The organism is Pseudomonas crudilactis (assembly GCF_013433315.1).
In the GTDB taxonomy this organism is placed as follows: domain Bacteria; phylum Pseudomonadota; class Gammaproteobacteria; order Pseudomonadales; family Pseudomonadaceae; genus Aquipseudomonas; species Aquipseudomonas crudilactis.
This window is the reverse complement of record NZ_WXVV01000027.1, coordinates 64015-79846: the sequence shown is the minus strand read 5'-3', so window position 1 is coordinate 79846 and position 15832 is coordinate 64015. Positions and strand designations below refer to the sequence as shown.

The window sequence follows — 15832 nt, the reverse complement described above, 5'->3', positions numbered from 1 at the left end:
ATGAACAGTAGTGAACTGCGTAATTTTTCCTTGAAAGCGTTGCCCGCGCTCGGTCTCGCTGCATTGCTCGGTTGTGCCTTGCCGGGGCTGGCGCAAGCGGCCGAACCGCTCAAACCGGGCAAGGTCTTCAAGGACTGCAAGGACTGCCCGGAAATGGTCGTGCTGCCCACCGGCACCTTCACCATGGGCACCCCGGATGACGAAGTCGGCCGCGAACCGGACGAAGGTCCGATGCACCCGGTGACCTTTGCCAAACCGCTGGCCATCAGTCGTTTCCAGGTGCTCAAAGGGCAATGGGACGCCTACCTCGCCGACACCGGCTATCAGCTGCCCGACGGCGACAAACGCCCGGGCCGCGCGTGCAAGGCCGGTATTCCCGACTACGCGGGCAGCGATCCGAAAAAGCAGTACACCGACAAGCATCCGGCGGTGTGCATGGACTTCGCCGAAGCCGAGGCCTACGTGGCCTGGCTGTCAAAGAAAACCGCTAAATCGTATCGACTGGTCAGCGAATCGCTGCGTGAATACGCCGCCCGTGCCGGTAGCACCGGGCCTTTCCCGTTCCCCTTCGATGAGGGCAAGGAATACAGCATCGCCAAACACGCCAACACCTATGGCGCTGCCGACGGCTACAACTTCACCGCGCCGGCGGGCAAGTTTCCGGCCAATGCCTTCGGCGTCTACGACATGCACGGCAACATCTACGAATGGACCGCCGACTGCTACAACGAAAACTATGTCGGCGCGCCGAGTGATGGCAGCGCCTGGTTGACCGGTGACTGCAAGATTCGCCGCATCCGCGGCAACGACTGGGGTGAAGCACCAGTGTTCTCGCGCTCGGGCAACCGCAACGCCACCTACAGCGACACCCGCGGCGACTGGATTGGTTTTCGCGTCGCGCGCGATCTGTAAGGACAGCGGTAACGGCAACCGCCACGGCGGCGCTGGGCGCTCGCTCGTCGTCTCAGCCTCGATAAACCCGTGGTCGGCTAAATCGCCGCCCACGGGTTTCGTCTTTTAACCAGCCCAATCCTTGAAACGATGCCGTTAGCGGCACTAGAAGCGGAAACCTCCATGACCACAAAATCGCGCGGAGCCATCAGTGAAGTCCTCGGCCTGCTCAAGCCTTACCGGGTCGTCGTGGCGCTGTCGATCCTGCTCGGCATGCTCGGTGGCGTCAGCGTCACTGCCCTGCTCGCGACCATCAACAAAGCCCTGAACGGCAGCGGCGTTCCGTCAGCCACCGTACTCCTGACGTTTGCCGGCCTCTGCGCGTTCGCCCTGTTGACTTCGATTCTGTCGGACATCGGCACCAACCACGTCGGCCAGCACATCATCGCCGGTCTGCGTAAATCACTCGGCGAAAAAGTCCTGCTGGCGCCCATCGAGCAGATCGAACGGTTTCGCAGTCATCGCCTGATTCCGGTGCTGACCCATGACGTCGACACTGTCAGTGATTTCGCGTTTTCCTTTGCGCCACTGGCGATCGCTTTCACCGTCACTCTCGGTTGCCTGGGTTACCTGGCCTATCTGTCCCTGCCAATGTTTGCCCTGCTGTTGATCGCGATCGTGATCGGCACCGTCGTGCAATACATTGCTCGCGCCAAAGGCATCAAAGGTTTCGAAGCGGCGCGCGAAGCCGAGGACGAGCTGCAGAAGCACTACAGCGCAATCGCTGCGGGTGCCAAGGAACTGCGTATTCATCGCCCGCGCCGCCAGCGCATGTTCAGCCAGCGCATCGAGGGCACGGCGGATTACATCTGCAACACGCACATCCGCTCCATCAACACGTTCGTGGTGGCGAAAACCTTTGGCTCGATGCTGTTTTTCGTGGTGATCGGTCTGGCCCTGGCCCTGCAATCGTTCTGGCTCGGTACCGATAAAGCCGTGCTCAGCGGTTTCGTGCTGGTGCTGCTGTACATGAAAGGCCCACTGGAATATCTGGTCACCACCTTGCCGGTGGTCAGTCGCGCGAACATTGCCTTCAAACGCATCGCCGAACTGGCCGAACAGTTTTCTTCGCCGGAACCGCATTTGCTCCTGCGCGACTGCGCTGCGGCGAGCAAAACGGCGGTACAACAGTTGCAAATGCACAACGTGCACTACGCCTTCCCGCCGGTTCAGGGCAGCGCAGCGTTCGAGCTGGGGCCGGTCAATCTGGACATCGCGCAGGGTGACATCGTGTTTATCGTCGGCGAGAACGGCGGCGGTAAAACCACCCTGATCAAATTGTTGCTGGGCCTGTATGCGCCACAACGCGGGGAAGTCCTGCTCAATGGCCAGGTGGTCGATGCCCAGGCTCGCGATGACTATCGCCAACTGTTCACCACGATCTTCGCCGACTACTACCTGTTCGATGAACTGGTACAGGGCGACAAACAAGTGCCGGCCGACACCAGCCGCTATCTGGAACGCCTGGAGATTGCGCACAAGGTGAGCATTAACGACGGTGTTTTCAGCACCACCGATCTGTCCACCGGCCAGCGCAAACGCCTGGCGCTGATCAACGCCTGGCTGGAGGAGCGTCCGGTGCTGGTGTTCGACGAATGGGCTGCCGATCAGGACCCGGCCTTCCGGCGCATCTTCTACACCGAGCTGCTGCCGGAGCTGAAACAGATGGGCAAGACCATCATCGTGATCTCCCACGATGACCGCTACTTCGATGTCGCCGATCAGTTGGTGAGGATGGAGGGAGGCCGAGTGGTCACCCACAAGAAGCCCCTCGAGACTGCTTGATCGATTGCACCTTTGCAGCCGGCCGGACACCCGCCCTGCCGGCCTTCAATCCGAATGTTTATCGCCGTGGACCCGACTGTCGGCAACGCCGTCAGCGCTCACGGTGCTGCCAACCACGAGAGCCCGATGAACGACTTACTCGATGATGAGGTACTGGCGCTGCTGATGGCAGATGCCGGCGAGCAATCCCAAGGCATCATTGCCCGTCCCCACCCGGCCCCGGCCCCCCTCTCCTTCGCGCAGCAGCGACTGTGGTTCGTACAACAGCTGACACCTGACAGTGCCGCTTACAACTTGCCACGCGCCGTACGCCTGAGCGGCGCTCTGCAAGCACAGCATCTGGAAATGGCGCTGAATAGAGTCATCGAACGCCACGATGTCCTGCGCAGCGCGATCGTCGAGATCGACGGCGTAGCCATGCAGGTGGTCGATGCACACGCAACGCTGCAGTTGGGGTTCGATGATCTGCGCGGCCTGAGCGCTGAAGCACGCGAACAGCAGATTGCCCGGCGCACTGCCGAAGAGGCCGCCAAACCCTTCGACCTGAAGCAAGCACCACTGATGCGCGCGACACTGCTACAAGTCGCCGACAAGGAGCACTTGCTGTTGCTCAACATGCACCATATCGCCTCGGACGCCTGGTCCAACGCGATCCTGATGCAGGACCTGACCCGCGCCTATGCGCAAGCGGCAATGGGCATGAGCGCGCCACTGCCGCGCCCGGCCATCCAGTACGCCGACTATGCCGACTGGCAGCGTGGCGACTATCTGCACAGCCCAGCCTGCAAGACCAGCGCCGAATACTGGCAGAATTATCTGGGTCAGACGTTGCCGCCGCTGGATCTGCCGGTGGACTTTGCGCGCAACGACCAGCACAGCCATGCGGCCGGCAAACACGACTTCAGCCTGCCCGCCACCTTGGCGCAAGCACTTAATCGCTTCTGCCAGCAGCACGGTTTGACTCCCTTTGTGGTCGCCCTGGGCGCCTGGCAATTGCTCCTGAGCCGCTACAGCGGCCAGGACGATTTCACCGTCGGCGTGCCCAACGCCACACGCAACCGCAGTGAAATTCAGGACCTGGTCGGGTTCTTTGTCAGCACCCAGGTCTATCGCGCGCGGATTGACCCGCAGCTGCCTTGCAAGGACTTCCTGCTGCGTCTGCGCCGCGAATCGCTGGCCGCGCTCGACCATGCCGACTATCCGCTGGAATTGAGCTTCGACGACCTGCAACTGCAAAGCAGTCAGCAGATCAATCCGTTGTTCCAGGTGCTGTTCAACTGGCGCACGGACGGCGGCGCCTCGGTGCCGCTGAACCTGGGCGAATTGACCCTGGACTTTGTCGATGCCGGCAGCGGGCAGGCGAAATTCGACCTGTCGCTGGACGTCAGTTATTCCCTGAACCGCATCGACGCCAACATCGAATTCAGCCGCGATCTGTACAGCCCCGCCACCATCGAGCGGTTGGCCGGGCATTGGCAGAACCTGTTGCACGCCATCACCGCCAATCCCGAGGTTGCCCTGAGCGAATTGTCGCTGCTGAGCGACACCGAGTGCCGCCAGCAACGCGAACAATGGAATCCAGCCGTGGCGCCATTGCCGAGCGCAGGCGTGCATCAGCTCTTCGAACGCCAGGCACTGGCCACGCCGCATGCCCTCGCGCTGATTTGCGATGACGTGCGCATGAGCTATGCCCAACTCAACTCGGCAGCCAATGGCCTGGCACAGACCCTGCTCGGCTACGGCGTGGGCCCGGAAGTGCGGGTGGGCATCGCGGTCGAGCGCTCGGCGCGGATGATCGTCAGCCTGCTGGCGGTGCTCAAGGCCGGCGGTGTGTACGTGCCCCTCGATCCCGAATACCCGCAGGAACGCCTGACCTCGATGATCGAAGACAGCGGCCTGAGCGTGCTGCTCAGCCAGCGCTCTCTGCTCCAGCGCCTGCCCTCGGTAGACGCGGTGAGCGTGCTGTGCGTCGACGAACTCGACCTCGCCGACAGCGCGCACAGCGACAATCCGACCTGCCGTACCCATGGCCATAACCTGGCGTATGTGATGTTCACCTCAGGTTCCACCGGTCGACCAAAAGGTGTGGGAATTACCCAGGCGGCGTTGACCCGACACGCGCAAGTCGCCCTGGAATTCCTTGGCCTGACACCCGCCGATCGTTCGCTGCAATTTGCCACGTTCAACTTCGATGCCTTTGTCGAACAGCTCTACCCGGCGCTGATCTGCGGCGCGTCGGTGGTACTGCGCGGGCCGGACATCTGGGACAGCGAAACCTGGTACCAGCAGTTGCTCGACAAGCAATTCACGGTGAGCGACCTGACCACCACGTACTGGAACATGCTGGCGAGGGATTTTGCCGCTGCCGGTGTCCGTGACTATGGGCCGTTGCGCCAGGTGATCGTGGGCGGCGAAGCCATGCCACCGGAAGGCGTGGCGGCGTGGGGCAAGGCGGGACTTGGCCATGTGCGCCTGCTCAACACCTATGGCCCGACGGAAACCACGGTCAGTGCCACGGTGCTCGATTGCACGGACTACGTCACCGGGCATGCGCCGCTGCCGAAAACCATGCCGATCGGCCGCCCCTTGGCTGGACGCGCCATTTACCTGCTGGACAGCGGTGGCCAACCGGTCCCGGTGGGCGTCGTCGGTGAATTGGTGATTGCCGGCGATCTATTGGCGCGGGGCTATTTCCAGCGCCCGGAGCTGACCGCCGAACGCTTCATGCCTGATCCGTTCAGCACGCAGGGCGGGCGTCTGTACCGTACCGGCGATCTGGCACGCTATCGCGCCGATGGCGTCATCGAATACGTCGGCCGACTCGATCACCAAGTGAAGATTCGCGGCTTCCGTATCGAACTCGGTGAAATCGAATCCTGCCTGCTGCAAATTCCGGCCGTTCGCGAAGCCCTGGTCCTTGCCCGCGAAGGATTGGCCGGGATGCAGTTGATCGGTTATGTCGTGCCGAGCGACAGTGATTTGTCGAGCGAACAGCACGATCAACTGCGCGCAGCGCTCAAGGCTGAACTGAAAAGCCGTCTGCCCGCTTACATGGTACCGAGCCATCTGCTGATGCTTGAGACCATGCCCGTCAGCCCGACAGGCAAACTTGATCGCAAGGCGTTGCCGCTGCCTGACTTCAGTCAATCGGAGACCCGCTTCAAGGCCCCGGAAACTGCATTGGAGCAAGCGCTGGTCGAGCTCTGGCAGGAAACCCTGCACGTCGACCGGGTCGGCCTCGACGACAACTTCTTCGAACTGGGCGGGCATTCGATTCTGGCCATCCAGTTTATTGCCGCACTCAATGCGCGCCTGGGGATCAAACTCGCGTTGCAGCAAATGCTTGCCCACGCCACCGTCGAAGCCCTGGCGCAATTCATTGCTACGCAACACCAACAGCAAGCCCAATGCGTGGTGGAACTCTCGGCCTCAGCCGCCAGCGCCCCGCCGCTGTTCTGCCTGCATCCCAGCGGCGGCATCGTGTTCTGCTACCAATCGTTGGCCAAACGCCTGAGCAAACACGCGCGCACTTTCGGCGTGATGCACACAGGCTTCGCCGACAAAAACGCCCACGCCCAAACATGGGCGCAAATGATCGCCGATTACACCCGACAGATCATCGATAAACAGGCGGACGGCCCGTATCGCTTGATGGGCTGGTCGCTCGGCGGCTCCATCGCCATGGACATCGCCGCCGAACTGGAGCGTCAGGGACGTGAAGTGAGCTTCCTCGGTCTGGTCGATACCACACTGCCGGACAGCCTGTTGCCGGCCGACCTGCCGCGCAAACCGCTGGAAGAAGAAAATCCCGAGTACTTCAGTGCACAAAATGAACTGGCGACGGCCGTGGAAATGTTCAGCCTGATGTTCGCGCATCTGCACGAGCCGGCGGCACGCTTCCTCGCCGAAAACCCGCAAACCGATCTCAAGGCTTTCTACCAGTGGGCCAGCCAACAGGCCGCCACCAGCGAACAGGAAATGGTGGCGACGCTGGACGCCATCAAACAGGAAATCATGAACGCCCAGGCGTTCGAAATTCATGACCGACTGGTGAAATCCTACGACGCCTTCACGCTGCCAACGCTCAAGGTCGAGGCCAGTTGCTGGTGGTCGCTGTCGCACAAGACCCTGGAGCAGGTGTTGCACTCGGAACAGGTGCTGCGTGAACACACCGTCAGCGGACGACTGCAAGGCTCGGTGCATTCCAACCTGCCCCACCGCAGCATGATTTACGGTGAGTCGTTGCTCGAGTCCTTTGAAGCGGTGTTCTTGACGTGTGAGGCGGCACTGAACAACTGACTTTCATAGGGGCAAACAAAAACGCAGAAGCGCTGGCTTCTGCGTTTTTGTTTGCATGATTTGCCACATCACCTGCGCGCGCTGCGCCCACCGCGAATCACCTGCCGACGGTATGCAAAAAAAACGGCCCACGCCCTCTTTCGAGGAGCGTGGGCCGCTTCGGTGAAGGCCCTTCAGTGCATCAGAACTTTGGGGTCCACTTCACGGAGAACATCAGGTTGCGTGGATCACCGAAGTTGTTGTTGCCGTCGAGCTGGTTGTAACCGGCCGCAATGTACTTCTTGTCGAACAGGTTGTTGGCGTTCACGGCCAGATCGACTTCCGGTGTCAGCTGGTAACCGACACGGGCGTTCCATACGGTGTAACCCGCGACATCGTAGGTCCCTTCATAGCCCAGCGTATGGCTCTGAGTGGTGAAGCCCAGACCGGTGCTGACACGATCCCACTCACCCGGCAGCTGGTAGTTGGCCCACATGCGCAGCATGTGTTTTGGCGTCCAGGTGCTGAACACGCGGCCTTCCCTGTCCGGGTCTTTGAGGTACTTGGTGGTGTTGTAGGTGTAACCGGCAAACAGTTGCAGGTTTTCCACCACTTCGCCGCTGATCTCGGCGTCGATACCCTGGCTGCGCACTTTGCCCGAGGCCGTCGAGCAGTACGAACCGTCGCACTCGAAGCCACCGGCAATGTCGTTGACCGCACGGTTTTCCTGATCGTAGCGGAAGAGTGCCAAGGAGGTGTTGACCCGGCCGTCCATCAGCTCGCCCTTGAGACCGATTTCGTAGTTGCTGCCGACCACCGGTTTGAGCACGGTGCCACCGGCATCGCGGTTGGTCTGCGGCTGGAACACGTCGGTGTAACTGGCGTAAACCGCCCACTCGCGGCTCAGGTCATAGACGATACCGGCGTAAGGCGTGACTTCCCCGGTTTCGGTCGCGGTGCTTGGGTCGTTCTTGGTGATGCCGCCGAACGAGGATTGCGCCTTGGATTTGTAGCTGAAGTCGTACCAGCTGACACGGGAACCGAGCACCAGGGTCAGATCGTCGATCGGCTTGACGCGCCAGGTGCCATACAGGCCTTTCTGGCGGACGTCGTATTTACTCAGCGTGCCGCGACCACCGGAAGCGATCAGGCTGTCGTAGTTGATATCGGGACGGTCATTGTTGACGCCGAAAATCGTGTCGCTACTGTTGCTGAAGGTACGGGCGAGCTGATCGTCCGTTTCAAGCTGGGAAAAGTTACCGCCCAACATCACTTCCTGCTGCATCGACAAGGCTTCGAACTTGCCATTCAGGTTCATGTCGATACCGACTTTTGTCGAGTCGAAATCGGTCACGAAGTTGGCGTACTGCACGCCGCTGCCATCCGCTTCCAGACCGTCGCCGGCACTTTGCACGCGCTGGTTTTTCGCCTTGTTGCTCTCGGTCATGCGCACCGCACCGACCTTGAGTGCCCAGTCTTCGTTGAAGCGGTGTTCGAGGTCGGCGTAAAGCGTGGTGACGTCGATGTCGGAACTGTTCCAGCGTGCACCGGTGTAGGTGGAGCGCGAGACATCCGGCATCTTGCCGTCAGCGTAACGTGGCAGGCCACGAATCATCGGACGCGAATCACCGTCGGAACGGCTGACGGCCAGGCCCAGGGTGGTGTCTTCGCTCAGGTCGAAGTCCAGCGAGCCGTACAGCGACAACGTCCGGCTCCAGTCGTGGTCAATGAACGAGTTGCTTTGGTCCTGATCGGCCACCAGGCGACCGCGGATGGTGCCGGCCTGGTTCAGCGGGCCGCCCGCGTCTACCTGCAGACCGTAATGGTCCCAGGAGCCCGCCTTGGCGGTCACGGACACAGTCGGTGCAGCCTGGCCGCGCTTGCGCACCAGGTTGATGGCGCCACCCGGGCTGCCAGTGCCTTGCAGCAATCCGGAAGCACCGCGCAGGATTTCCAGGCGATCGAAAAACACCAGGTCCTGAGTGGCCCAGTTACCCAGCGAATAGGTGTTACGTGGAATCGGTACGCCGTCGTATTGCCAGTCATCGATCTGGAAACCGCGCGAGGAGATGATCAACCCCTTGCCGACACCCTGCAGACCCACGACACCGGTGGTCTGGTTCAGCGCATCCTTGAGGTCGACCAGGTCCTGGTCGTCCATCTGCTTGCGGGTCATCACGGTGACCGACTGGGGGATTTCCTTGAGGGTGTGGGTGCCCTTGCCAATCGTCACAGCGTTGGAGGTGTAGGAGTTGCTGCCTTCGGTGGTTGCGCCGACCTGATGTGCGCTGATGTTGGTCGCGCCCAGCTCCAGACCCTGAGTGTTGCTGCCCCGCACCAGCATCAGGGTGTTGCCCTCGACGCTGTAGCGCACGTCGGTGCCCTTGAGCAATTCGGCGATGGCCGCCTGCGGGCTCATCTTGCCGCTGACGGCGTGGCTTCTGAGCCCGGCCATGTCGTCAGCGTTGTAGATCACCTGCTGGTTGGTCTGCTGACCGAACGCCTGCAGTGCTTGTGGCAACGATTGCGCCGGGATATTGATGCTGACGCTTTCAGCCATCACCTGAGCGCTCAAAGGCAATACACAGACCAGCCCCAGACCGGTCAACACGCGACGTGAACGCAGGCCGCGGGACATGACGAGTGCCTTGAACAGAGGTTTCAACTCATGAATTGCTGACATCGTGCTCTCTATTATTGGTAGAAGTGAAAGTCCATTGGGCCAAAGGGCCCGCCACGGCCAGCACATGGGAACCGCGCACTGTCGTTGGCCCCGTGGGCGACATGACAGTGCGCGGTTGACCGGCCCCTCCCCGGGCGCGGTCATCCTGCTGGACGACGGCGAAATTTTTCTACTGAACAATCCGCTGCCTTGGCTGCCCTGCCTGACCGGATTTGCCCACATACCTTATTAAGACGCAGCACCTCCAAAAAACCGGAATGAGTTTATTTATCATTAACTCAAAAAGTTAAAAAAAAGGCCGACGCTGTTGGGCGACGGCCTTTTGTTTCTTTCTGTGTCAGCTTGTTTGCGCAGCCTTGGCGGCCTGTAACTGTCGCGCCTGCTCGGCCAGACGGGCCTTTTCCTCAGGACTCATCGCCTCCATGCGCAGGCGTACCTGAGCCATTTTCTCCAACTGCCCCGGGCTGCTTTCCACCGCCCGCAACGCCAGCGCCAGCGACGCCACGGTCGGATGATCGAAAACCAGTCCCGGATGAATTTCGCATTGCAGCAACTTGCGAATACCGGCGACCAGTTTGATCACCAACAACGAATGGCCTCCGGCCGCGAAAAAGTCGCGCTCGACGCTCAAGCGTTCAAGCCCCAGCAGTTGCGCCATGCGCACGGCGAGCAATTGCTCCAGTGCATCACGCGGCGCAACGCCTTCGTCATCCGCTGCCGTAGCGGCCAATTGTTGCAGCGCCTTGCGATCGATCTTGCCGTTGGCCAGCCGCGGAAACCGCTCGATCAGTTGCAAGTGCTGCGGCACCATCACGGCGGACAGACGCGCACTCAGTTCGGCTCGCGCGGTGTCGAGCAGATTCGCTGTGGCACCCTGCTGCGGCACGATAAACGCCAGCAGACCTTGCTCGGCCGACGCGGCAGGCACCACCAGCGCTTCGGCAATCGCCGGCAGGCGCAGCAACTCGGCTTCGATTTCCGCGAGTTCGATACGGAACCCGCGCACTTTGACCTGCTGATCACGTCGACCGTGCAACTGGATCGCTCCGTCGGTGCGGTAACGCGCCAGATCTCCGCTGCGATACAAACGCTGCGCCGCATCGAACGGACTCTGGATGAACGGCTGCGCATCGGCCTCGGCATTCAGATAACCACGGCACAATTGCGCACCGCCCAAGTACAACTCGCCCAGCACACCGACGGGCGCCAGACGCAAATCAGCGTCCAGCACAAACACCTGATTGTTGCCCAGCACTTGGCTCAGCGCCGAGCAATCGCTGGCCGTGCCGTCCAGGGTCAGTGGATGGATCATCACACCCACCGTGGTTTCGGTCGGGCCATAGTGGTTGAACACCCGACAATCACTGCGCAGCCGCGCAATGCGCTCGATCAGCGTCGGCGCAATCGGTTCGCCGCCCAGCACCAGCGTGTGCGGCAAGGTTGCCTGCTCATTGTCGAGCAGCGCCGCAAGGTGCGACGGGACGATTTTCAGGCAGTCGACCTGATGCTGCTTCAGGTAGTCGGCGAATAATGCGCCGTCCTGCATTTGCGCATCACTGGCGACGTGCAGGGTTGCCCCATTGAACAGCGCACCGAATAACGCCGTGTTGCCCAGATCTGCCGCGACCGTAGAACTGAAACCGAAGTTTTTGCATGGCTCCAGACCCAGCGCCTGACTGGCCTGAGCGACGTAGTTGAGCAATTGCCGATGTTCGATCACCACACCTTTCGGCACACCGGTAGAACCGGAGGTGAACAACACATAAGCAATGTCGGAGCCTTGCGTCGCGAGCGTCGGCAACGGCGCGCCCGACGCACCGAGTTCTGCCAGCGTCAGCGTTTTGTACGGCTGATCCTGCCAGGCCGTCAGGTGCGCCGCATCGGTCAACAACAGCGCGGCGCCGGCCTGTTCCAGCATCAATGCCTGACGCGCCTGCGGCCATTGCACATCCAGCGGCAGATACGCGCACCCGAGGCGCCAGCTCGCCAACATTGCGATCACCAGATCCGCCGAGCGTGGCAACGCCAGCGCGATGATCGAGCCTGCGCTGACACCTTGATGGTTCAAACCCTGAGCGGCGCTTTCGACGCGGGCCTGCAACTGGCCGTAGCTCAATGACTGCTCAGCGTCGGTCAAGGCAATGGCGTGCGGCGTACGCAGCGCCAGATCAGCAATGCGCTGTGGCAGATAACGCTGATCAGCCAGCGCCTGTATCGCCGGATTGATTGCCAGCAAGCGCTGTTCAGCGGCGCGACTGAGCAGGTTGAGTTGCGCCAGTGTCGCGTGTGGTGCATCGACAATCGCGCTCAACAGCACGCCAAACTGTTCCAGTACGGCGTTGGCGGTCGCTGGTGAATAGCGCGAAGCGGCGTACTGCAGACCAGCGCCGGCAAGACGCTGGTTTTCGTCCAGCTGCACCTGCAACAACAATTCGAAAGCATCCGGTTGCACCTGCACGACGTCAGCCACGCTCCAGCGCAGACCGCCGCTGCTCGCGGCAACGCCGATCTGGCCAAGGCTGAAACCGTAGGCCGAACGTGCTGCGTCGGGCGCCAGTTCCGGGGTCCAGTATTCCTGCCAGGTGCGATGTTCTTCGACACGCGCGGCCAATTGCCCCAGCCAGTCACTGAAGCGCGCACTGCCAGGCAGTTCCAGCGACAGCGGCAGGGTTTTCTCGAACACGCCCACGGCGTTGGCAAAATATTCATAATCAGCACGGCTGTCATGCCGCAGACCGACCAGTACCTGATCGAGCCCGCTCAAACGCCCCAGTAACACCCACCACGCGCCTTGCAGCAACGTGGCGACTGGCTGACCGAGCTGCTCGGCCAGCGCTTGCAGAGCATCACGCTGCGCCGACTGCAGACTCAGCGATTCGCGCGTATCAGCGGTATTGACTGACATGCCAGTGCTGCGAGCGGCGAGCCATGGCGTAGCGATATCGGCCTGCACACCTTGCAGGTGCTGCTGCCAGTAGGTACGCGCGGTGACGGCGTCTTCATCGAGCACCACCTCACTGCGCCATTCCAGATACTGGGCGAATTCCCCCGACTCTTCGTCTTCGCTTGGCTGAACCCCGGCGTACGCTTGCTGCACTTGTTGCAGCACAAGGTTCAACGATGGCGCGTCGGCACTGTAGCGAGCAATGCCCAGCACCAGTTGCCATTGCTGTGACGCCAGTCGATACAGCACCGCCTGAACACTGGCCGATTCGCCGACGACAAAGGCGCGTTCCAGCGATTCGCTGATTTGCGCCTGAACGTCCCCGCCGCGTTGCTCGCCGGCATGGATCGTCAGCGGGAAGCGCCCGGCGTCGCCCGCCGCCTGACGCAAACCGTGAAAACCGCTGACCTTGTCCAGCCGCGCCAACAGCATCGGCTGCTGTGTCAGTACGGTATCGAACGCGGCCTGCAAACGTTGCGGATCCAGATCACCGTCAATGACAACGCTGAGCCAGCGCATGGCCTCGCCACAGGTGGCGGTGTTCGACAGGCGCTCATGCAGCGCCTGTTGCTCAGGCGTCAGGGCGAAACCCGGATCCTGCACGTCCTTCATGACTTCGCTCATGCTCCGCTTTCCTCGGTATTCAATGCCGCCCGAGCGTTGGTGGCCGCGCGCTCCAGGCTGCTGTGGTCGTACATGTCACCCATCGCGACGACAATCTTGCGCGGGCCCTCGAACGGATCACGGGCATGCGCCACCAGCATGTTGTCGAGCAGGATCGCGTCGCCTTTCTGCCAGTCGAATCGCACGGCGCACTCTTCGTACAGCTCACCAATGCGCTGCATCACGTCGTCTTCGATCGGTGTGCCGTCGCCGTAGTACACATGACGCGGCATGCGCTCGGCGCCGAACATCGACAGCAGGTCTTCACGCACATCCGGCTCCAGCCAGTAGATGTGGTGCAACTGCACCTGATTGAAGAATGATTTGGCCCCGGTGATCGGGTGACGAATGATCGCCGGTCCCGGTGTGCGGGTTTGCAGTTCGTTGTTGTCGAGCCAGCGCCACTCGATACCGCCGGCGCGACAGCGGGCTTCGACTTCGGCACGGTCTTCGGTCTTGAAGAAGTGCTGCCACGACACGTCGAGGTTGTCGGTGAAGGTGCGCACATACAGCAAGCCTTTGGACTCGAACTTGTCACGCAGGTCTGCCGGCAGTTTTTCGTACATCAAGCGGCAGTCGACTACCGGCGTTGCACCGCCGACCGGCGCCGCTTGCTCGCAATAGAACATCTGCTTGCGCGGCCAGCGATCCTGGTGCGAGCTCTCGTTGTGGAACAGGATCATCTTGCGTTCCGGGTACGGCGTGGAGCGGTAGGTGTTCTTGCCGCCCTCCTTCTTCGGCAGATCGCCGTATTGACCGTACAGGCCCGGCTGGATCGCTTCGGCGAACGCTTCAAAACCCTGAATGCCGTCGAGCTCGAAACCACGGAAGAGAATGCCGGCGTGGGTCGCCAGTTTTTCTTCGATCAGCGGGCGGTTGTGCTTGATCCACTCGATCAAATCCAGCTGCGGCTCGTTCGGTTCCATCAACAGCGGGAACGGCTGCGGCGCAGCGATCAGCGATTCGCGGATCGGCGCCGGGCGAACCTTGGCCACCGGGGCGGCGCCACGCTTGAGGAACTTGCCCAGTTTGTCGGCCTTGGGTCCGGGGGCAGCGGGTTTGGCCGCCACTGCTAAATTGTCGACTGGCATGCTGATAGCTCCCAATTGAATGTCCTGATCAGCGACGATCTGTTCCAACAGGGCTATCCAGGCCTTCACCAGGTACTGAATGCGCTCGTGTCCGAACAAGGTTGTGGCGAATTGCCAATTACCCAGCAATTGCCCTTCTTCTTCGTCAACGAACAATGCCATGTCGAATTTAGAATGGCTCTGCAGTGCCGCCAGCGGCTCGACGCTCAAACCGCCCATGGATTGGGTGCGACCCGGCAGGTTGTTCATCACGAACAACACCTGCACCAACGGGTTCATGCCCTTGTGACGCGGCACGCCACAGGATTCGACGATCATGTCCAGCGGCAGGTCCTGATGCTCCAGCGCGCCGAGCAAGGTGTCCTGAGTGCCCGCGAGAAACGTCGAGAACGCCGTGTCGGCCGAGAAGCGTGAACGCAGCGGCAAGACGTTGACGAAGAAGCCGATCAGCCGCTCCAGCTGCGCCTGCTCGCGCCCGGCGACGTCGGCGCCGACCAACACGTCGTCGCCGCCGCTGAATTGATGCAACAGCACCTGGAACGACGCCAGCAGCGTGCTGTACAGCGTCACCCCGGCGTCATTGGCAACCTTGCGCAAGGCCTGACTCAAATCCTTCGGCAGATGGAACTGCACGGCATCACCGTCGTACGACGCCACCGGCCCGCGCGGGGTGTCCAGCGGCAGGTTGAGCTGCCCGCTGTAGCCACTGAGCCTCTCTCTCCAGTAATCCGCCTGCTGGCCGAGAATCCCTTGCCGCTCCAGCGCCTGTTGCCACAGGGCAAAATCCGAGTACTGCACTTCCAGCGCCGGCAACGACGCGGCAGCACCGGCCTTGCTCAACTCATAGAGCTGCACCAGCTCATTGATCAATACGCCCATCGACCAACCGTCAGAAATGATGTGATGCATGGCGAACAGCAGCACATGCTCGGTCGGCGACAGATGCAGGATGCGCCCGCGCCACAATGGCGCCTGCTCCAGATCGATCGGTGTCCGTGCGTTATCCAGCGCGGCCTGCGCGACCTGTTCTTCCTGGGCACTGCGCGACAGACCGGACAGATCGAGCAACGGGAAGTCGACGTCGACCTGCTCGGCAATCAGCGCAATCGGATCACCTTCGTCATCCTGCGAGTACGCGGTGCGCAACACTTCATGACGGCGCACCACTTCGGCAAAACTGCTCATGAAGCGCTCGACCGACAGCTCACCGCGCAAGCGCAAGGCCAGCGGCATGCCGTAGGCCGAGCTGCCGCCGGACAATTGTTCGGCGACCCACAGACGACGTTGCACCAACGACAGCGGTGCCGTCGACTTGGCGCCCCAGGCCTTCAGTGGAACGGCCTGACTGGCCGTCCCGCCGAGGGTCGGTGTCTGCTCCTCGGCCATCCAGGTGGCCAGATCCTTGAGGCGCGGATAGTTGAACAGGTCGCGCAGGCT

Annotated in this window: 6 protein-coding genes (1 of these 6 cut by a window edge); 3 read left to right on the top strand and 3 right to left on the bottom strand. The window is 61.4% G+C overall.

The genetic code is table 11. The features are described 5' to 3' along the window. The 3 genes from pvdO to GTU76_RS25220 all read left to right on the top strand — a co-directional run bounded on the left by pvdO (window position 1) and on the right by GTU76_RS25220 (window position 7035). On the top strand, window positions 1–912 hold the full coding sequence (pvdO, locus tag GTU76_RS25230) for a dihydropyoverdine dehydrogenase (RefSeq protein WP_026000480.1): 912 nt from the start codon (window positions 1–3) through the stop codon (window positions 910–912). 162 nt (window positions 913–1074) lie between these two features. Further along, window positions 1075–2736, top strand: a complete 1662-nt coding sequence (locus GTU76_RS25225) for a cyclic peptide export ABC transporter (RefSeq protein WP_016983516.1) — start codon at window positions 1075–1077, stop codon at window positions 2734–2736. Between the two features lie 126 nt (window positions 2737–2862). Further along, the gene (locus tag GTU76_RS25220) at window positions 2863–7035 is read left to right on the top strand and encodes a non-ribosomal peptide synthetase (RefSeq protein ID WP_180699870.1); all 4173 of its coding nucleotides are present in this window, start codon (window positions 2863–2865) and stop codon (window positions 7033–7035) included. A 181-nt stretch (window positions 7036–7216) separates the two neighbouring features. On the opposite strand, the gene GTU76_RS25215 is transcribed toward GTU76_RS25220, so the two are convergent. The 3 genes from GTU76_RS25215 to GTU76_RS25205 all read right to left on the bottom strand — a co-directional run. Further along, window positions 7217–9697, bottom strand: coding sequence for a TonB-dependent siderophore receptor (locus tag GTU76_RS25215; protein WP_180699864.1), 2481 nt, complete (start codon window positions 9695–9697; stop codon window positions 7217–7219). Between the two features lie 337 nt (window positions 9698–10034). After that, complete coding sequence (locus GTU76_RS25210) at window positions 10035–13265, bottom strand: non-ribosomal peptide synthetase (protein ID WP_180699863.1); 3231 nt, start codon at window positions 13263–13265, stop codon at window positions 10035–10037. Beyond that, window positions 13262–15832, bottom strand: partial view of a non-ribosomal peptide synthase/polyketide synthase gene (locus GTU76_RS25205; protein ID WP_180699862.1) — the final stretch only. The gene runs 10956 nt beyond the window's last position; only the last 2571 of its 13527 coding nucleotides appear in the window; its start codon lies beyond the right edge, outside the window; the stop codon is at window positions 13262–13264. Before GTU76_RS25205 ends, GTU76_RS25210 begins: the two co-directional genes overlap by 4 nt.

What these genes read in the sequence shown, in the direction of transcription:
- GTU76_RS25210 (WP_180699863.1), bottom strand. Translation starts at nt 13,265, where the DNA reads ATGAGCGAAGTCATGAAGGACGTGCAGGATCCGGGTTTCGCCCTGACG.
- GTU76_RS25215 (WP_180699864.1), bottom strand. Translation starts at nt 9,697, where the DNA reads ATGTCAGCAATTCATGAGTTGAAACCTCTGTTCAAGGCACTCGTCATG.
- pvdO (WP_026000480.1), top strand. Translation starts at nt 1, where the DNA reads ATGAACAGTAGTGAACTGCGTAATTTTTCCTTGAAAGCGTTGCCCGCG.
- GTU76_RS25220 (WP_180699870.1), top strand. Translation starts at nt 2,863, where the DNA reads ATGAACGACTTACTCGATGATGAGGTACTGGCGCTGCTGATGGCAGAT.
- GTU76_RS25225 (WP_016983516.1), top strand. Translation starts at nt 1,075, where the DNA reads ATGACCACAAAATCGCGCGGAGCCATCAGTGAAGTCCTCGGCCTGCTC.